The organism is Eubacterium sp. 14-2 (assembly GCF_000403845.2).
Taxonomy (GTDB): domain Bacteria; phylum Bacillota; class Clostridia; order Lachnospirales; family Lachnospiraceae; genus Petralouisia.
In genome coordinates this window covers 696,292-716,269 of record NZ_KE159567.1, presented here as the reverse complement: position 1 = coordinate 716,269, position 19,978 = coordinate 696,292, and the positions used below count along the sequence as shown (strand labels likewise).

General features: G+C 46.4%; 18 protein-coding genes. 5 read left to right on the top strand and 13 right to left on the bottom strand.

Going from position 1 to position 19,978, the window contains the following annotated elements; translation table 11 throughout:
- Window positions 1-118 precede the first annotated feature (118 nt).
- Entirely contained in the window at window positions 119-634 is a 516-nt protein-coding gene (locus tag C805_RS10500) for a DUF5721 family protein (RefSeq protein WP_016213802.1), read from the top strand.
- A 235-nt stretch (window positions 635-869) separates the two neighbouring features.
- The gene (locus C805_RS10495) at window positions 870-1,070 is read left to right on the top strand and encodes a cold-shock protein (RefSeq protein WP_016213801.1); all 201 of its coding nucleotides are present in this window, start codon (window positions 870-872) and stop codon (window positions 1,068-1,070) included.
- A 160-nt stretch (window positions 1,071-1,230) separates the two neighbouring features.
- Here the strand turns inward: C805_RS10495 and C805_RS10490 are convergent, their stop codons facing one another.
- The 6 genes from C805_RS10490 to C805_RS10465 form a co-directional block, all read right to left on the bottom strand.
- Window positions 1,231-1,701: a signal peptidase II gene (locus tag C805_RS10490; RefSeq protein ID WP_016213800.1), complete on the bottom strand. Its 471-nt coding sequence runs from the start codon at window positions 1,699-1,701 to the stop codon at window positions 1,231-1,233.
- A 159-nt stretch (window positions 1,702-1,860) separates the two neighbouring features.
- Window positions 1,861-2,742 (bottom strand): 3-hydroxy-5-phosphonooxypentane-2,4-dione thiolase, encoded by an 882-nt coding sequence (gene lsrF, locus C805_RS10485; protein ID WP_016213799.1) that lies wholly within the window; start codon window positions 2,740-2,742, stop codon window positions 1,861-1,863.
- Window positions 2,743-2,865: 123 nt separating this feature from the next.
- Entirely contained in the window at window positions 2,866-4,077 is a 1,212-nt protein-coding gene (locus tag C805_RS10480) for a substrate-binding domain-containing protein (RefSeq protein WP_016213798.1), read from the bottom strand.
- Window positions 4,078-4,129: 52 nt separating this feature from the next.
- The gene (locus C805_RS10475; RefSeq protein ID WP_016213797.1) at window positions 4,130-5,128 is read right to left on the bottom strand and encodes an ABC transporter permease; all 999 of its coding nucleotides are present in this window, start codon (window positions 5,126-5,128) and stop codon (window positions 4,130-4,132) included.
- On the bottom strand, window positions 5,125-6,144 hold the full coding sequence (locus C805_RS10470; RefSeq protein ID WP_016213796.1) for an ABC transporter permease: 1,020 nt from the start codon (window positions 6,142-6,144) through the stop codon (window positions 5,125-5,127). The genes C805_RS10475 and C805_RS10470 overlap by 4 nt, the downstream gene beginning before the upstream one ends.
- Window positions 6,141-7,676 (bottom strand): sugar ABC transporter ATP-binding protein, encoded by a 1,536-nt coding sequence (locus tag C805_RS10465; RefSeq protein ID WP_022750948.1) that lies wholly within the window; start codon window positions 7,674-7,676, stop codon window positions 6,141-6,143. Before C805_RS10465 ends, C805_RS10470 begins: the two co-directional genes overlap by 4 nt.
- 358 nt (window positions 7,677-8,034) lie before the next feature.
- Between C805_RS10465 and C805_RS10460 the strand changes: the two genes are divergently transcribed.
- From C805_RS10460 to C805_RS10450, 3 genes are all read left to right on the top strand, one after another.
- Complete coding sequence (locus C805_RS10460) at window positions 8,035-8,982, top strand: sugar-binding transcriptional regulator (RefSeq protein ID WP_016213794.1); 948 nt, start codon at window positions 8,035-8,037, stop codon at window positions 8,980-8,982.
- A gap of 83 nt (window positions 8,983-9,065) precedes the next feature.
- Window positions 9,066-10,628: an autoinducer-2 kinase gene (gene lsrK, locus C805_RS10455; RefSeq protein ID WP_016213793.1), complete on the top strand. Its 1,563-nt coding sequence runs from the start codon at window positions 9,066-9,068 to the stop codon at window positions 10,626-10,628.
- A 44-nt stretch (window positions 10,629-10,672) separates the two neighbouring features.
- Window positions 10,673-11,011: a cupin domain-containing protein gene (locus C805_RS10450; RefSeq protein WP_016213792.1), complete on the top strand. Its 339-nt coding sequence runs from the start codon at window positions 10,673-10,675 to the stop codon at window positions 11,009-11,011.
- 79 nt (window positions 11,012-11,090) lie between these two features.
- Here C805_RS10450 and C805_RS10445 read toward each other — a convergent pair whose 3' ends face one another.
- The 7 genes from C805_RS10445 to C805_RS10415 all read right to left on the bottom strand — a co-directional run bounded on the left by C805_RS10445 (window position 11,091) and on the right by C805_RS10415 (window position 19,791).
- Complete coding sequence (locus C805_RS10445; protein ID WP_016213791.1) at window positions 11,091-12,773, bottom strand: S8 family peptidase; 1,683 nt, start codon at window positions 12,771-12,773, stop codon at window positions 11,091-11,093.
- A 48-nt stretch (window positions 12,774-12,821) separates the two neighbouring features.
- The gene (gene clpX, locus C805_RS10440; RefSeq protein ID WP_016213790.1) at window positions 12,822-14,345 is read right to left on the bottom strand and encodes an ATP-dependent Clp protease ATP-binding subunit ClpX; all 1,524 of its coding nucleotides are present in this window, start codon (window positions 14,343-14,345) and stop codon (window positions 12,822-12,824) included.
- Between the two features lie 105 nt (window positions 14,346-14,450).
- A complete protein-coding gene (locus C805_RS10435; protein ID WP_016213789.1) occupies window positions 14,451-15,488 on the bottom strand; it encodes a hypothetical protein in 1,038 nt (345 codons plus the stop codon).
- Window positions 15,481-16,896, bottom strand: a complete 1,416-nt coding sequence (locus tag C805_RS10430) for a sensor histidine kinase (protein WP_016213788.1) — start codon at window positions 16,894-16,896, stop codon at window positions 15,481-15,483. The genes C805_RS10435 and C805_RS10430 overlap by 8 nt, the downstream gene beginning before the upstream one ends.
- 4 nt (window positions 16,897-16,900) lie before the next feature.
- Window positions 16,901-17,563 carry a response regulator transcription factor gene (locus C805_RS10425; RefSeq protein WP_016213787.1) on the bottom strand — a complete coding sequence of 221 codons (663 nt, stop codon included), beginning with the start codon at window positions 17,561-17,563 and terminating at the stop codon, window positions 16,901-16,903.
- A 236-nt stretch (window positions 17,564-17,799) separates the two neighbouring features.
- Window positions 17,800-19,305, bottom strand: a complete 1,506-nt coding sequence (locus C805_RS10420) for a methyl-accepting chemotaxis protein (protein ID WP_016213786.1) — start codon at window positions 19,303-19,305, stop codon at window positions 17,800-17,802.
- A 27-nt stretch (window positions 19,306-19,332) separates the two neighbouring features.
- Window positions 19,333-19,791 (bottom strand): VanZ family protein, encoded by a 459-nt coding sequence (locus C805_RS10415; RefSeq protein WP_016213785.1) that lies wholly within the window; start codon window positions 19,789-19,791, stop codon window positions 19,333-19,335.
- Window positions 19,792-19,978 lie beyond the last annotated feature (187 nt).

Here is a 19,978-nt window from a genome sequence, read left to right as displayed (position 1 = left end):
GTGCATATTATATCACATTTGTCTTTTCATTTCTACCATATCATCCTTGTGTTTTTAGCGATTCTGTAATATAATGTTCCATGTTTCACACAACTGTTTTATATCCCGGAGGTATCATATGACTGCACTTTCCATTCTGGATGTAAAAGAATTTATGAATATACTGTTACGCACAGATACCTTTGACAGTTTTCTGCTGTCCGAAGGTTCCATTACCACCTGCATGACATATCTGTTAGACGGACATGCCAGAGCTGACTTTTTCAGCCCGGAAGACGAACATTACGAACTGGTGGCTCAGGAATCATATATTCCCTTCTCTCTGGTACGTCCGGTATGTTTCCAGATAATCAGGGGAAAGCGTCCGCCCTCCTCTTTCAAATTCGTATTCCTGCTTTCTGCCGAAAATCTGAAACGGACTGTTTCATCCATAAACAGCGGATTTTCTGCTGAAGATGTTTCCGGCATGTACCTGAATCTGAAATATCAGAATCAGCAGCTTATCTGTACCACAGGAATTTCCTGCCGCATTTTTTCCATGGACAAATCTCTGGAGCACGGATGGGACGACATGGTAAAACTGTTTTTCCGGAAACACGGGATTGCCGTAGAACCGCTGGCTTCCCATGTGTAACGTCCGATTTTACTCTGGAGGAACCATTTCACGGACATTGCAAAACGTATGTTCTTTTTTCTGTGCCAAAATCCGTCTGTCAAGGGTTGAATTTCGTATTAACAACCATTTTTTACAATTTTTTTAAAATTTACTGGAATATTCCTTTACTTTTTTCACTTTATATGTTACCATTGTCCCATGCTATAAATAACTATAGCATATGATGATTTTATTATTTATTGGAGGTAGTGACATGCAGGGTACAGTAAAATGGTTTAATAACCAAAAAGGATACGGCTTCATTTCCGATGAATCCGGAAATGACGTATTTGTTCATTATTCCGGACTGAATATGGAAGGCTTCAAATCCTTGGAAGAAGGTGCTGCAGTAGAGTTTGATGTTACAGAAGGTTCCAAAGGACCCCAGGCTGTAAACGTAACTGTAGTTCATTAATTTAATCAGTTTTTTCACAATGTGCCTTTGTCAATAATATAGAATTTTTTGTTTTTATTATGATATTAGAATATTGATGATTATAATTGATTAAAAAAAACTGTTGTAAGCACTGAATACAGTGTTTACAGCAGTTTTTTCTTTTCCGGGAAGATCTTTTTCATTCCGGCTGATACGCGAAAAGGTCTCTTCCGGAGAAAATAATCAGAAAGCATCCCAGGAAAATACACATATCCGAAAGATTGAACACGATCTGATTCAGTTTTTTCCAGGGCGTACGGAAACTGAAATAATCCACCACGTATCCTCTCATAATACGGTCATGAAGATTACTGGCTCCGCCTCCTAAAGCAAGGCTCAGCCCCGCCAGTACACCGGGATTTTTCTCTTTTCGTAACATACCAGACCACAGAAGGCTCAAAGCCAGAAGAATTCCTCCGCTGACTCCTTTCACCAGTTTCGGCCGTTTTTCCATAAAATTCAGCGCCGCCCCTCTGTTATGATATTTTTTCAGCACCAGTTTCCCTCCCAGGATTTCTGTTCTTTCCTGCATATCCCGCTGTTCTTCCATATGCTTTTTCAGAAAAAAATCTCCGGCAAACACAGATGCCGCAACAACTGCATATTTCATCCTGCGCCACCTTCCTTTCTGCTGCTTCGCAAACTCCCGTAAAACTTTAAAACCCCGGTTCCACATCTGTATGAAACCGGGGAATCATGTCTTTTATCACACAGGAAATCCAACCGTTTTTCCTGTGATACATATAGTTGCCAGAACTTTATTTTATATTCAGTCCTTTTTGGTGTCAAGGAAGAATTCATAGGCTTCTTTATCGGTAGCGCCTTTATGTACCACCATATTTACCGCCTGTGCCATTGCCACCGGATCCTGACTCTGGAAAATATTACGTCCCATGTCAACACCTCTTGCGCCCTTGCTGATTACTTCGTAAGCCAGGGTCAGGGCCTCCTTCTCCGGAAGTTTTTTGCCTCCTGCCACTACGATAGGTACCGGGCAGGCTGCCACTACTTCTTCAAAGTTTTCACAGTTATAGGTTTTAATGATGTTCGCGCCCAGCTCCGCCAGAATTCTGGTTGCCAGCTTAAAGAACCGGTCTGTCCGCTCCATCTGCTTTCCTACTGCCACCACGCCCATGGTAGGAATGCTGTAGCGAAGTCCTGCATTGACGGTCTTTGAGAGATTGTCCAGGCTGGAAAGCTGTCCGTCTGCACCGATAAAGGTCTGGATTGCCATACAGTCTGCATTCATACGAATTGCATCTTCAATATCCACTGCAACTACTTCATGGGAAAGATCATCTTCCAGCATGGAAGAACCGGAAGTGGTACGAAGGGCGATTCCTTTGCGGCATTCCGGCGGAACACAGGTACGAAGAGCTCCTCTGGTTCCCATCAGTACATCCACGTATGGAATTAACTGAGGAATCAGAATATCCAGTCTTTCCAGTCCTGCGGTAGAGCCCATGAAATATCCGTGGTCAAAGGCAAACATCACTGTATTGCCGCTTGCCGGGTCAAAAATATTGGAAAGGTGCTTTTTCATACCCCAGTCCAGGTTGTTGGCACCCTTTACATGGAAATTTCCCTGATTTGCAAAAGGTACGGAAACTTTATAATCTTTCGCCACTTTTAAGCCATCTACATCTGCCATTTTTATTCAGCCTCCTGTCTTTTTACAGAAAGCAACCACTGTTTACATATGAAACGGTGGCTGCTCTCCAAATCACCTGCAGCAGTTCTGATACCTTCCCTGCTGCAACTACTTCACTTTGTTTTAGAAGTTATAGTCATTTACATTTGTTTCATCAAAGATTACACGTTCCGGAAGGAGAACAACACCGTTGTTCTTGTCGGCTGTTGTGTCGCCTTCGTTCAGGCAGTCATTTGCCATAACTTCAACTTCGCCGATTCCAGGTACATTAATCTTGTCGCCAACTGCCACATCATTGCCTGCTGCTATGTAAGCTGCAAGATAACATCCAAGAGCACCCTGGATTCCGCAGTCCCACAGACCCCATTCATACAGAACGCCTGCTTCGCAGTATTCTTTGATAGCCTGAGGAGTTGCAAAACCGGTAATGGTCATATCGTCTTTTGTAATACCTTTGTTCTGAGCTGCTTTTAACTGGCCCGGAAGCGCTGTGGAGTCGTTACAGATAATCAGGTCAATGTCCGGATAAGCGTCCAGAATTGCCGCACCTGTGGTAACTGCCTGTTCCGCATCCTGGTTGGAGTAATAGTTGTCAGCAACCTTTTTCCAGTTCGGATATTTCTCTGCGATAATAGCTTCGCCTGCCACCTGCCAGGAGTTCTGGTCTGTAACAGTTGCCTGTGAATAATGCCATACATAGTTTACTTCATCTTTTTCCGGATCCACGCCGCGTTTCTTCAGAGCGTCTACGGACATGTCTACCAGCATCTGGCCAAGGATTTCAGGAGTACCCTGAGATACCATCAGCGCACGTGCGTCTGCTTCTGCGTCAGAGTCCCAGGTACATACAGCAACGCCTGCGTCTTTTGCTTCCATTAATGCATCTCTTACGCCTGCTGCGTCTACGGTGGAAATGCAGATTGCGTCTGCGCCGCTTGCTACTGCCTTGTTAATTACTTCTACCTGCTCTGCTGTACCTGCTGTTGCGCTTCCTTCGTATTCAACCGTGAAGCCCCAGTCTTTCGCATATTTCTGAGCACCGTCGTTTGCTGCTTCAAAGAATGCATTACCGGTTACCTTCGGGATAAATACAACCGTCTTACCGGAAACATCTGCGCCGCCTTCAGAAGATGTGTCATCTGCTGTTTCGCCGTCGTCAGCGTTTTCTTCCGGAGTTTCTTTTTCTTCCACATCGTCTTTTGCCGAATCATCCGCTTCTGTGTTGGAATCCTCTTTTGCGGGAGTGGAAGTGTCTGCATTATTTCCGCCGCAGGCTGTCAGTGAAAGAGCCAGGGATAATGCAAGTGCGAGTGACAAAACTTTTTTCATTTTCATTGCTTTTTCCTCCTTTTTATACTATATCCAATGGCTTATGCCATGAATAAACTTATGATTCCTTCTTCAGCTTTTTGAAAAATGCTGCTGTCTCCGGTCTGGATACAATAGCCCGGCCGATAACTACCACAAGAAGCAGAACTCCCACCGGAATATCCAGGTACTGGGTATTCACCCGGAAACAAAGGGAAAGACCAAATCTTAAAATACCGATAACCAGAGCGGCCAGGGCAGTTCCGATTACACTTCCCTTTCCTCCTGTACTGAGGGTACCGCCCAGCACCACCGCTGTAATAATATTCAGCGTCAGGTTCGCACCCAGATCACTTTTGGCGGTTCCCAGATAGGAAGTAAGCATAATTCCCGCAAAGGCTGCGCTGACTGCCGACAATACATAGGTACTTAAAATTACAAGCCTGGTATTGATGCCGGAATATTCTGCCGCCTCCTGATTGATACCCACCAGGAAAATACTTCTTCCGTATTTTGTCCTGTGAAGCAGAATATAGGCAATGATAATCAGTACGATAAACACCAGGAGCTGACTCGGTATTACGCCAAACAGCTTGAACTTGGAAATAATCTTAAAACTGTCGGGAAATCCGCTGATTCCCTGGTAAGCCTCCGAAGCGGAAAAGTTAGACACCAGCAATGCAAATCCTGCATACAGGAAACTTCCGCCCAGCGTGACCACCATGGCCTGCACGCCGCAGTAGGCGATAAAGAATCCGGAAAGGGCTCCGCAAACTGCCGCTGCCACAATGGCAAGAATGGACGCCACCCAGATATTCATGCCTCCGTCCTGCCAGCCCACACCAATAATAATAGAAGTAAGGCCTACAATGGAAGCTGCCTGAATATCAATTCCTCCGGTAATCATAACAAAGGTTACGAACAGTGCAATAAAACATATGGCAATAAAGTCATTTACACTGGCAAACAACACTCTCGGCATCAAAAACTTGGGATTCTTTGCTCCAAATATGACAAATTCCAGAATCAGAATAATCAGAAGAAACATTTCCCAGCTTAAAAATTTCTTCGCCTTCATGCCTGTTCACCTCCTTTATTTCCCGACACATTTGCCGCTCTGGCTTTCAGACGCTCCCGTCGGATCCGCTCCGCCGCATTTCTCTGCATAAGGGCATCCAGAACCACAATTGTAATCAGCATAACGCCGGTAATCGTATTATCGTAATCAGAAGAAAATCCCATAAATACCAGAATACGGCTGACACTTGACATAATAACCGCGCCGATGGAAGCTCCAATTACGCTTCCCAGTCCTCCCGAAAGGCTGATGCCTCCGATTACACAGGCTGCGATAGCTTTCATCTCATAACCGTTTCCTGCTATGGCTGTGATAAATCCAATTCGTGAAGCATATAAAATACTTGCTATGGCTGCAAAAACACCGCAGAGCACATAAGCTGTGATTTTAGTACGGGTCGTGGGAATTCCAACCAGAAGGGCACCGCCCTCATTGTCACCCACTGCAATAAAATATTTTCCCTTTTTCGTCCTGGTCAGCATAATATGTATTACAATCACCGCCAGAATCGTTACCGTATAAAATACTGTCAGATTTGCCACCAGCGGTTTTGCCGCAAATGCGGTAAAGGGAGCCGGCAGGTTTTCCACCCATGCACCGTTGGTATACACATAAATCAGACCGCGTAAAATTCCGTTGGTACCAAGGGTAAAAATCAGGGATGGGATTTTCAGCACTGCCACTCCAAATCCATTGATCAGGCCGATGGCTGCGCCGATTAAAATTCCCACTGCAAAGCAGAAGATCCAGTTGTGTCCGTCCCGCAGCAGAGAACCTACCACAGACGCGGTAAATCCCAGATTGGCTCCTACGGAAACGTCAATCTCTCCTATAAAAATGGCAAATGCCATACCCACTGCCAGCAGAGTAAATACCACGCTGTCATTAAAACATGCTGCGATACTGGAAGGCGCCAGAAAGTTTATGTTGATGCAGCCCACAATGGCAAACAGTACGATTAAAAACAGCAGGCTGCTGAATTCCCTCGCCTTTGTGAGTTTTTTAATGTACTTCATGCTCCCACTCCTTTCTCCGTCTTAACGTCAAAAGCTGCCGCCATCAGATTATCCTGATTGATATCCGCTTTTTGAAACTCCGCGTTGATGCGGCCCTGGAATACAGACACCACCCGGTCTGAAAGTTCCACAAGTTCTTCCATATCGGAAGAAATCAGAAGAACCGATACTCCCTGTTTCCGAAGATGATGGATAATGGAATACACATCTCCTCTGGCCCCGGCGTCAATTCCGCGGGTGGGTTCATCCAGAATTACTACTTTGGGCGCAGTGGAAAGGCTCCGTCCAATTACAATTTTCTGCTGATTTCCGCCGGAAAGACTTCCGGTAAGCTGTGCCTGCCCCGTTACCTTAATGCGGAAATCATCTATGTATTTCTGTGTCACTTCTTTTTCTTTTTTCCGATTCAGCAAAAACCTGCCCATGGACTTTTGCGACAGCAGTGCGGAAGTGGTGTTCTGTGCAACATCCGCAATCTTGAACAGCCCGTGGAGATGTCTGTCCTCCGGCACATAGTTCAGTCCGGCCTCCAGCACTTTCCGGGTGGAAAGGCCGGTAATGTCCTTTCCGTCCAGAATAACTTTTCCTCCCAGTACCTGGTCCATGCCGAATATGGTTGTGGCAAGCTCGGTACGTCCCGCTCCCACCACACCTGCCACACCCAGGATCTCACCGGGATACAGCTTCAGGGAAATATTGTTGAATCCGTAACCGCTGAAATTCTTCAGTTCCAGAATCGGGTTCTGATTCTTATAATCAATCTCATGGCTGGTTTCTTCCGCTTCCTCTTTCTCCTTCTCACTGTCAGCGGGAAGCAGGCCCTTCACCAGGGCTTCTTTTGTAAATTCACTTACCTGGCCGCTGAGGGTAATCACGCCATCCCGCATAATTGCAACACTGGTGGAAATCTCAAATACCTCTGCAAGCCTGTGGGTAATATAGATAATTCCGATTCCTTTAGAACGCAGGTCATTCACGCATTTAAACAGGCTCTCCGCCTCATCGAAGGTAAGGGCGCTGGTAGGCTCATCCAGAATCAGTATCCGGGCCTGCCTGAGCAGTCCTCTTAAAATTTCCACGAGCTGCTGTTCCGCAATGGACAGGCTGCTGGCCTTACGGTTCAGATCCATCTTCCAGCCCACTTCTTCCATCTGGGCAATCAGTCTTCTGCGGAGTTCCGCAGGCTTTTCCTCAAATCCGATTATGATATTCTGCTCCACCGTCATATTCGGAAACAGCATGGGTTCCTGAGGCACCATGTAAATTCCGTTGGCCAGGGCAACGGAAGGTTTCGTAAGGTGTACCTGGCTGCCTTTCATATAAATACAGCCCTCATCAGGCTGATAAATACCCATAATAATCTTCATCAGGGTACTCTTGCCTGCACCGTTTCCTCCTATTAAAGAGAGGACTTCCCCTTCCTGCAGCTTCATATTGATACCTTTCAGCACCTGATTCAGGCCAAAAGATTTATGTATATTCTGGATGGACAGCAGTACGTTCTTTTCTCTTGATGTTTCAGCGGTTTGCATTTCCTTTCCCCCATTCCAAATCAACATATGTTTGCTCGATAATATTTTGTTTTATAGAATAATCATAAATGCAATTTCATTATTTGTCAATACCCAAAACACTTTTTCCCCAATTTTCTTCCTTTTATTCAGAAATTATTGTGTATTTTTTCCAATATACCTTCCCGGTTTTTTCTTTTCTTCTATCACAAATCCTATAATCTTCAAATTACAGGCTATTATTTTTGATATACACGTTGACTTTTCGCCTTCCGGTTGTTATACTGTTTTTAAGATACATATGATTTATCTTTAAACATTTGTTACATTTGGTACTTTCCAGTTTCATATATTATTTTAATAAAGGAAACCGACGATTATGTACGATGCTATCACAGATTTTGAAGAAAATTTAATGATGAAGACAGCCTGGTACTATTATATGGAAAATATGACCCAGCAGGCCATTGCCGACCAGATGGGAATTTCCCGGATGCGGGTTATCCGGCTGCTGGAAAAAGCACGCCAGACCGGAATCGTCCAGTTCCGTATTTCCTCCGCCCTTGACCGGCGCCATGAACTGGAAACCAGGCTGATGGAAACATATCATCTGAAGGACTGCTACATTGTGCCCACCAACCCGGATACCTCTGCAGTCAACGACACCATTGCCAAAGCAGCTTCTATTTATATTGCCAATCATGTGTCCGACAACTGCTACATCAATTTCGGGTATGGAGACACTTCCTCCAGAACCATTGAGTATCTGGCGCGGAATCTGGAAATATCTGCTTCCTTTGTTTCCCTTACCGGAGGGGTGGGGTATTATCTGCCCAATTCCGAGACCAATATTTTCAATGCGAAGCTGTACCTGATTCCCGCTCCCCTGATTATGTCTTCCAGGGAAATGGCCCAGGCCATGCGGGAAGAAAGCTCTGTTAAGGAAATTACCAATATGATAAATCTGGCCAGCATGACCGTAGTGGGCATCGGAGCCATGGACCAGAGGGCAACCATATTAAAATCTTCCATGTTAAGCCACAATGATTTTCTGCTTCTGGACATGAAAGGAGCCGTGGGAGATCTCATCTGCCATTTCATCGACAAAGAAGGCAGACTGGTGGATACTGACATTGACTCCCGGCTGGTAAGCGTGCCTTTGAGCACCCTGCATCAGCTGGAAAATGTGATCGGCGTATCTGCCGGAAAGCATAAAGTGGCGGCTATCACCGCAGCATTAAAAGGAGGCTATCTGGATATTCTCATTACAGATGAAAGCACTGCGGCGCTGCTGTGCCAGGGCCAGATACCCCCGCGGCAGAATTAGCGCAGCACAAAACAGCAAACCGCCAGGCAAAGCCATGGCATTATGCACTGTCTGGGGGAATTAAATTTACAGGAGGTAATACGATGGGAAAATATTTAATGGCATTAGATGCCGGAACCGGAAGTGTCCGCGCCGTACTTTTTGATCTGGACGGAAACCAGCTGGGTGTTTCCCAGCAGGAATGGGAACACAGGGAAGACCCCCGTTTTCCGGGTTCCATGGATTTTGACTGGGTACAGAACTGGGAACTGGCAAGAGGCTGTATTCAGGATGTTCTGGCCGAAACCGGAACGGATCCCGGAGAAATTGCAGCAATTTCCACCACCTGCATGCGGGAGGGTATCCTGCTCTACGACAAAGACTGCAACGAACTCTGGGCCTGCGCCAATGTGGACGCCCGTTCTGACGATGAAGTGGTGGAACTGATTCAGAAATCACCGGAACTGGAAAAGGAAATCTACCGGGTATCCGGCCAGACCTATGCCCTGGGCGCTCTGCCCCGTATTCTCTGGGTAAAAAACAAAATGCCTGAAATTTATGATAAAACAGCTTACGTCGGAATGTTCAATGACTGGCTGATTCTGAAACTCACAGGTATTATGTCCATCGAGCCCAGCAACGGCTCCACCACAGGTATCTTTGATCTGGCAACCAGAGACTGGGATACATCCATCATGGAAAAATGCGGCCTGAAAACAGACATATTCCCGCAGGTATATGAGAGCGGTACCGTGGTGGGATCTGTCAGCGAAGAAGCGGCAGCGGCAACAGGACTTGCCTCTGGCACTCCCGTGGTGGCAGGGGGCGGCGACGCACAGCTGGGCTGTATCGGCGTGGGACTGGTATCCCAGGGCCAGGGCGCTGTGTTCGGCGGAAGTTTCTGGCAGTTTGAATATAATACATCCGTAGTAAAAACAGATGACGAATGCCGGGTACGGGTCAACTGCCATGCCCTTCCCAATCTCTGGCAGTATGAAGCGCTGGCCTTCTATCCCGGCCTGATTATGCGCTGGTACCGGGACTCCTTCTGTCAGATGGAAAAACAGCTTGCAGAAGAAACCGGCAGAGATCCCTACGACCTGATGAACCAGGAAGCTGAAAAAATTCCTGCCGGCTGTTACGGCATGTTCTGCACCTTCTCAGACGTTATGAACTATATTTCCTGGAAACATGCGGCTCCCACTTTCACCAACTTTGCGCTGGATCCGGAAAAATTCAACCGCTATACCTTCTACCGGGCAATTATGGAGAACTCAGCGCTGGTTACCAGAGGGAACGTAGAACTGGTGGCTTCTGTGACAGGAGAATATCCCAGGGAAATTATCTTTGCTTCCGGCGCTTCCAAAAGCCCGCTCTGGTGTCAGATTGTCTCTGATGTACTGAATATTCCGGTGCATGTGCCCAAAGTGAAAGAGGCCACTGCTCTGGGAGCTGCCATTCTTGCAGGCAAGGGCGTGGGCATTTACACGGATATTGAAGAAACGGTACGCAAAGTGGTTAAAATTGAGAAGACTTATCAGCCCAATCCTGAAAATGCCAGGGTATATGCAGAACTCTACGAAAACTGGCGTCAGGTATACCAGAAACAGCTTGACCTTGCAAATCAGAAACTTACCAGACATATGTGGTCTGCACCCGGCGTCTGAAACCGGAGAATCACCGCAGCATTATATTATAAGGAGGAGAAATTATGTTTATTATTGATGAAAAAGACAGAGAGTATCGTTTCGGAGACAGCGGCCCGAAATATCTGATGAAAGGCCCCCGTTCCAATTTTGCAGTGGTACAGTTCCAGGCCGGACAGGACTTTAAGGCCCATTACCACAATATTATGGAAGAAAACTTCTATATTCTGGAAGGAAAAATCGACATTGAAGTAGACGGTACCACTCACACCCTGACCCAGGGCCAGATGATACATATTGAACCCAAAGAAGTACATTATGTCATCAACCGCTATGACAAAACCGTAAAAATGATTTCCACCCTGGCACCTTTCCAGGAATCTGACAAGATTGAAGTGGACTGATGTTTTTCGGTAATCCGGCAAAATAAAGCAAACAGCACAGGGCGCTGCGAACCAGGAATGATCGCAACGCCCTGTTTTTCTAACGAATACGGAAATCTTCAAATGCCTGATAGAGATTTAACAATCCCCAGCCAAATGCCTGGTCCGGATAGATCCGTTTGCTGTCTCTGGTGGCTCCTCGAATCAGCACATTTTTCACCTCCAGACTGGTGATTGTGGTGTAGTTTCCACGCACAATCCCCCATTCCAGCAGCAAAGCCACAGCTCCCGACGTAATTGCGGCCGCCACACTGGTTCCATCCTTTGCCACAAACTGGTTGCGCGGACCTGCTCCAAGGACTCCCACACCCGGCGCCACAAAATCCGGCTTCACCCATCCATTTGAGGTAAATCCCCGGCCGGATTTGAGATAGATACTGTTATCTCTGGAATCATAGGCTCCAACGCTGATGGGCACAATGGTAGTTGCCGGTACCGTCAGGGTCGTGTCCGGATTGGAACGTACAAAAAACACATCTCCCGACAGAAGTTCCCGCATGGGAAGCCACATATGAAATACACTGGCCATCTCCACTTCCGGAAACACACGGATATTCCACAGGCCCTGGGAGGGATTCACAAATCGTATGTAAATAATCTGGGCTCCATCCAAAATCCCGGTAATCCTGTAATCCACCGTCACTGTAGTATTTTCAAACAGAAAATCATACTCTCTGCCGCCGGAAAGAATATATTCACTGGGCATCCGCTCTCCCGTGGGAGAAATAATTTCCACAATAAACCGCTGGGGAGCCCGTGCCCACAGTTCCGTCACAAACCCTTTCACCCCTTCTCCCACATTGATTTCCACGTTCTGATACTCCTGACCGTTTTCCATCTCTCCCAGATAGTGATGGCGCTCATTTCCTTCATTTCCTGTGGCTGTTACCGCTACCCGCCCGTTGCGCAGGGTGATATGATTCAGCACAGATGACAGAAGGCTCACCCCTGTGTGGCTTCCCATATTAGTCCCCAGCCCAAAGCAGATAACCAGAGGCATATGGCGCTTTGCCGCAAACTGATCCAGATAGGCAATTCCCGCCATAATATCATTTTCCTGAAAGGCCTGTGCATCTTCCGGAATAAAAAAGAATTCCCGCAGGTAATCTTTTGCGGGCTTTAATTTCACCATCACAATTCTGGCATAGGGAGCCGCACCGGTAAATTCTTCCTCCGGTACGGGACTGCCCGCCGCAATACTGGCCAGAAAGGTTCCATGACCCACCGGGTCTGTCATGGGCACCACCTCTCTGGGATTTACTGCCTGCAGCGCTTCATTGATCCTGGTATCATCATATTCACTGCCATAGAGAAATCCTTCCGGCCTGGTTCCGCTGCGGTCTGTCTGATCCCAGACCGCAGCAATTCTGGTACTCCCGTCACTGTTTCGGAACACAGGGTTCTCATAGTCAATTCCCGTATCCAGAAATCCAATTAAAACACCCTGTCCCTTTAAGGACAGGGTCGGCTGATTCTGAATTCTCAAAATTCCGCTGGCCTCCAGAGCGTTCTCATCCATAAGGGTATAACACTTTGGAACGGAAGTGTAATCATAATTCTGAATATTCAGCGGTGGATTCATGTTTCTGGGAATATAGGCCACATCATACGCCTCGCTGATTCTCTGTATGCATTCTGCCACAGGAGTCCCTCTCATCTGCAGCTCATATTCCATTATAAAATCATAATAATCATTTGAGTATACAGCTTCTTCACAGTCCATATGCAGCTCTTTTCTTTTTTCTACATATGTATGTAATATTTCCCCACATTATGCCAGCGCTGTCTTATCCTCCAGATTCAGACAGCCCCGCATACTGATGACCGGGCCTCCTGTATTTTCAATATAATCTCTGGTAATGGTTACCACTCCAATGTTGTCGTCTTTTGGAATCTCATACATAATGTCCAGCATGAATTCTTCAATAATGGCCCGGAGCGCCCGTGCGCCCACATCCTTCTGTCTGGCCTTCTCAGCAATGGAGCGCAGCGCCCCTTCTTCAAATTCCAGTTTCACCTCATCCATGGCCAGCAGCTTCTGATACTGTTTGACAATGGCGTTTTTCGGCTCCGTCAGAATCCGTACCAACATATCTTCTGTCAGGGCATCCAGTGCAAATATAATGGGAAGACGTCCCAGAAATTCCGGTATCATCCCGTATTTGCGGATATCCTCCACTTCAACCCGGTGCAGAATATTCTCTTCCTTATCGTATTTATCTTTCAGATCCGCATGGAATCCCATGGAAGACTTTTTATTCAGACGCTCTTTAATGACGTCTTCCAGATCAGGAAATGCACCGCCGCAGATAAACAGGATATTTCTGGTATTCACTGTGGCCAGCGGCACCATTGCATTCTTGCTGTTGGCTCCTACCGGCACTTCTATTTCAGCTCCCTCCAGCAGTTTGAGCATTCCCTGCTGTACGCTCTCTCCGCTCACATCCCGCTGATGGGTATTCTTTTTCTTGGCAATCTTGTCTATTTCGTCAATAAAAATAATTCCATGCTCTGCTTTCTCCACATCATTATCGGCAGCAGCCAGCAGTTTGGAAACAACGCTTTCAATGTCATCTCCGATATATCCGGCTTCTGTGAGGGAGGTGGCGTCTGCAATGGCAAGAGGCACATCCAGAAGTTTTGCCAGAGTCCTCACCATATAGGTCTTTCCGCTTCCCGTGGGCCCCACCATCAGCATATTGGACTTCTCAATCTCAACTCCGTCCAGGTTATCGCAGGCCACCCGTTTGTAATGGTTGTAAACTGCCACGGACATGACTTTCTTGGCATGTTCCTGTCCCACCACATATTCGTCAAGGCTGGCCTTAATCCGGTGGGGAGCCGGAATGGATTTGATATCCAGCACGGGCTTTTCCTTCTTTTCTTCTTTTGATTTCTTCTTTTTCAGTTTCTGGCTTCTGGGCACCATATTCATGCCCATATTCTGTAAATCTGACAGATTTATCATACTGATATTTGGCATGTTCCCGAAACTGCTCATATCTCCCAGAGGAAATCCTCCATGATTCATGCTGTCAAAGGTTTTCTGCATACAGTCCGCACAGATACAGATTTCATTTGGTATCTTAATCATCTTTCCGGCCTTGCTCTCCGGCCGGTGGCAGATATAGCAGATATCTTCGTATTCACTTTCTGCACTGTCCTGGCTGTCCACTGCGGAATTCCCTTCCTTTCCGTCACTGCTGTCTCCAGCTTCTGACTCCGTATGTTCCTCTGTCTCTCCGGAATCTGAAACCACCTCCCGGAAATCTGTATCGTCAAAATTATCTTTCATCCTGAAATCTCCTTTTTCTTTTCGAACTTCATATCCGAAACATGACTTTATTATAAGCCAGGGAGTTCAATAGCACAACTGCTTTTTCAAAGGCTTTCGAAAAATTTAATATTCATTAAAATAATTGTAACCGCAAAAACGCTGCCTCACCGGGTCATAATAAATACCGATGGTATGTTCTCCCTGCATCAGCAGCAGTATCATGTCTTTTAATTCCACAATCTGGTAAGAATAACCTTCTGTTTCTTCCAATACCTCTCCTGACGGCTGCACAGCAGTAACCTCCTTATCGTATTCCATTCCCTTTGAGCTGGCAGCACTGTCTTTCTCCTCACTGTAGGAAACTCCCCGGTTTTTCATCAGGTCGCTAAGCTCCTGGGGCATATCTTCCTCATCCACGTTCCCTTCCAGAATATTGTCCAGCCATCGTAGTCCCGCCAAATGGCCGTGGATGTAATGCCCGTCTTCATCATACATGGTAAAAAGATCCTGACTGCTCATCAGCACCATATAGTCGAAACAGGCGGCCAGCTCCAGTTCTGATTCCTCCAGCGTTTTTGCCAGTCTGTCCTTCCCCTCCTCCCAGCGGGCCCTGTCCCATTCTTCTGCACTGATTTCCTGACAGATAAAACTTACAATATGCCATTCACTGCAGGCAATCCGTACCTGATACTGGCTTTGATTCACTTCCAGCATATCCTGATAAAAATAAACAGGGCCTATGGGAGAATTTTCTGTCATAACCAGGCTGTCCACAATTTTTTTCTGTTTTTTCTGATAAACCTTCCAGATATCTTCCACCCGCTCATGGCTTTCACAGGCAATCATCTGATACAGATACCAGTCCGTTTTTTCCTTTGCTTCTTCCATACTGTCCCCGTAATCCAGAAGCATCTGGTAAAATTGCGGATAAACCTCCGACACGGTCTCATTGTCCGGGTAGTAATTCCAGGGAAACAGCTCGATATCTTCTTCGATTTTCCCATAAAAAATATTGGAACTGGTGCTCTCATACCGGGTTTCTTCCAGGATTCTCTCTTTTTCCAGTACTTTTTTCCCGCTTTCCACAATCACAAGGTAACCGGCTCCCAGAATAATAGCCGCACACAGAAAAGTCAGAGCCATGGACTTTATTTTAATCACATTCCCGGCCTCCTTTCATGGAAATCAGCACCTGAGTCCCTTCTCCTGAACGACTTTCAAATTTCATGGTTCCCTGGTGAAGAGAAACAATTTCCTGACAGAGGGCCAGCCCCAGGCCTGCGCCGCCATTGGCCCGTCCCCTCACTTTATCCACCATATAAAAAGCCTGGGTAATTTTTTCAATTTCTTCCTGCGGAATTCCCACTCCCTGGTCTGATACACGGATCTGAAACTGTTCTCCCACAAAGCGGCCCGTTACCTGAATGCAGCCTCCTTCTACGGAAGCCTTCACCGCATTGTCTACCAGATTATACAGGAGAGATTTCATCAGTTCCCGGTCTGCCCGCAGAGTACCCGGCTCTGATTCGCACACCAGTTCCATTTTCCGTTTTTCCGTAATGACCTTCAGGGAGGTTCCGATTTCCAGAAACAGTTTCTGCATATCTTCCTGCTGCCAGTCCAGATTGGTCTCCCCTACGGTAATCAGTTCCATGAGTTTTCCGGAGAGGGTGCGCATACGGGTGGCCTCCGCTTTGATAATTCCGGCATACTCAATCCGCCGTTCTTCCGTAATATCTTTTTTTATCTGCAGCAAATCGGAAAATCCCAGTATGGAGGTAAGGGGTGTTTTCATTTCATGGGAAAGGTTGTCAATGAAATGTTTTCTGTCCTCCGCCACATGTTCCAGAGCGCGCACATTGGTTTCCACGGCTTCCGCCATACAGTTCATGTTACAGGCCAGTTCAGACAGTTCATCCTTTCCCCGTTCCGGAATCCGTTTCTGATAACTGCCCTGGGCAATGGCTCTGGTTCCCTCATTTATTTTTTTCAGGGGATGCAGCAGCATTTTTACCACCACCAGCAGAATCAGTGCAATTACCATGGCGCACACCATACTGATGACCTGGATCTGCCACAGCATATTCTCATGAATTTCCATCACATCAGAAATATCGTTTTCTGTCACCACATAATAAGTTCTGCCTTCCATGCTCTCTGAAGAAGCTGTGTAGAGGCGGTTTCCCTCCACCTGCATATAACTCTTTCCCGTACTGCGGACTGCTTCCGTCAGTTCTTCCGGCGGATCCATGTCACGATTGGCATACACCTGTTCATTCTGTGCATTTTTGAACAGAATTCCGCTGCCTTCGGTGTTTTTGCCAAAGGTATTCTCCATAAATTTTTTCATTTTCTTTTCTTCCAGCACAATGGCATTTTCTTTCAGACGTTCCGTAATCATCATACTTTTAAAACTGGTCACCAGAAATTCATGCTCACTGTACACGCTTTGTTTTTTCTGATTTAATGCAAAAGAAAAACTGTTTTTCAACAGCAAAATACTGGTCATGCTTACCGCCAGCATCACCAGTATCAGAGTATACAGAAAAACTTTCTGCCACAGTTTCATCCCGTCACTCCTTTGCGCTTTCCAGCCGATATCCCAGCTTGGGAATTGTTACCAGCTTCTCTTTCAGATTCAGTTTCTTGCGAAGCTGCTGAATATGGATGTCGATGGTCCGCGTCTCTCCCTCATATTCAAAGCCCCAGACTGCCGCCAGCAGACGGTCCCGGGAAATGGCCACATCTTTGTGCTGAATGAAAAATACAAGAACCTCAAATTCCTTGGGCGTCAGATAGACTTCCTCTCCGTCGTATTTACAGGTGTGTTCCTCCACATTTACGGAAATGTCTCCATAAGAATATGTAGTCTCTGTCCGTTTTACCCTGCGCAGAATCACTTCAATCCTGGCCAGCAGTTCCATGGCTTCAAAGGGTTTTACAATGTAATCTTCTGCTCCCAGCCGCAGTCCTTTCACCTTATCTGTCAGTTCCTGCCTGGCGGTAATGAAAATCACCGGGGTATCTGTACTGGTGCGCTTCTGTATGATTTCAAACCCGCTCATGTCCGGCAGCATCACATCCAGCAGTATCAGGTCATATCCGCCCCGTTCAATTTTTTCAAAGGCCTCTGCACCATTGCTGCATACAATCCCCTCATATCCGCCGATTGCCACAGTTGCTTCCATCAGTTTCGCTATATTTGCGTCATCTTCCACAATGAGTATTTTTATCATCCTTCATCCGGTCCTTCCCTGGTCTGTGACCTGTATCAATATTTATGCCGGAGTCATGATTATCTGCGCTCACTTCGGCTTATATCATATCTGCTGTTATTATAATCGGATATTCCGAAAAAAGTATGCAGGAAAATGTAAGAAAAATGTAAAGTTCTTCCCTTCTGTCCCCACCACCCTTATCGTTTTGGCCCGTGCCATTCCGCAAAAGTCCGGGGTTATGCCCAGTGCCATTGTTATCCTTCTGCCCTGTACTGCTCCACAGAAGCCACCGTCCTTTTCAGCTCCTTCATACAATCCCTCACCTGCTCTGCCTGACGGCTGGCATCTTCTCCCAGTTCCACCGCCTGCTGAGTGCTGGCAAATACTTCCTGGCTGACTGCAGATATCTGATTAATACTGTCTACAATAACCTGATTTGACGTGAAAATTTCATCAATTTTATGATATATCTCCTGCACGTTCTGATCCAGCCCATCCATTTTTTCTCCGATACTGGAAAACTGCTGTTCCGTACTGCGAATCAGTCTGCGTTCCTCATGGGTCACTTCCATTACATGATCCACCGTATATCTGGCCGCATCCGCATTCTGCTTTATTTCTGACACAATTTTCTGAATCATTTCCGTCAGCTTCCGGCTCTCATCTGCAAGCATCCGGATTTCTTCTGCCACAACCGCAAAGCCCCGGCCTGCTTCCCCCGCCCGCGCGCTCTCAATAGAAGCATTCAGCGCCAGCAGATTTGTCTGACTTGAAATGTTAAAAATCTGCTCAGTAATTTCTTCCACAGCCCCGGCGTTTTCAATCAGTCCATTCACAGAAACCACCACCTGTTCATTGGCTTCTCTGGTCTTTTCCGACTGTCTGTGCAGGTCATCAGCAGAATTCTGCCCGTTTTTTACCGCCTCTGCAGACTGCCTGGATAATTCCAGCATTTCATCAGACATTTCCCTGGTTTTCAGAATCATGTTCTGTATATTTTCCGTCATAACCGTCTGTTTGCCAATATTTTCCGTATTGCTGCTGTTTCCTGCTGAAATATCTCCCAGCGCAGACGCAGCGGATGCAATATTCTGGCTCAGAATCTGAATAAAGTCCTCTGCATCTTCAGAATTCTGGCGGACCACAGAAACCACCTCCAGCACATCCTGAAGAAGTCTTGCGCTTTTTTCTTTTTCTTCACTCACATTTGCAATCCGCATGTCATTATTTTGGTTGGACAGTTTTGTGGTTCCGCAGAGTACCACCAGATATACAATCACTGACGCGCCCTGCAGCAAAACAGAGGCACTGTTCCATTCACTTCCGGAATGCATATGTTTCAGTACTGCCACCGCATAAATCAGATCAGCCACATTGATGGCGCCAAACCCGGCTGCAATTCGTAAAATCATTTTATAATCGTAGTAGAGAATGTAAATCAGGGTCAGGGGAAATACCATAACGAACACCAGGTCATTTCGGGCCCCGAACAGGGCCAGCGCATATACCACCATATATCCCACCATGGACACATGTTTAAACGCACCGGTATCCCGTTTTTTCAGAAATACTCCATAAGAGACCGCAAGGGAACTCAAAACCGCGAGAACCACAGAAATCATAAAGCCGAATTCGATATGTCCCTGCCGATAATCATTGATATAACCAAAAAATAAAAATGAATCAATCACTGTCATAATCATAAGAACAAACTGATTGACAGATTTTTCCCGGTTGTATTCTTTCTTCTTTACATCCATTTCACAACTTCCTCCCACATGTAACTGTTATTTTTTTCTGAACAAAACAATTCCTTCATACAAAAGCAGGCCTGCCAGACTGCCGGAACTGTCGATGCACACATCCACAAACCTGCCGGCCCTCCCTGGCACAAACAGCTGATGAAACTCATCGGAGGCTGCATAGCATACCGCCAGCCCCAGCGCCAGCAGAAATTTTTTCCTGCCGTTGAAATCATAACATTCCAGATGAAAAATCAGCAGAACGGCCAGCAGTCCATACTCGCTCATATGAGCTCCCTTGCGGATAACAAGCTGCATCCTTTCCGCCTGCTTCAACAGTTGGTCCTCTGTTTTTTCCTGTCCCATCAGACGATTCTTAAGTTCTGCAATCCGGTAGGACACAGACTGGCTGGTCTGAGATGATTCCACCGCATCCTGAGCGGAAAAAGCAAAAATAACCGCCATCCAACCAAGAACCAGGGCTCCTGTTAAAAATTTTTTCATGAGGTGATTCTCCTTTCAATTGCCGATTCCAGAGCTTTCTGTCGGCGTCCGGACACCCGGCACCTCCTGATAAAACAGCGTATTTCCGGTCTGTTTCCATCATACCATATCTTTCCCGGAGAAAAAAGCCTGTTTCATTTACCGGATATATATTATATCACACAATCCCTGGCGATTTAACAAAAAC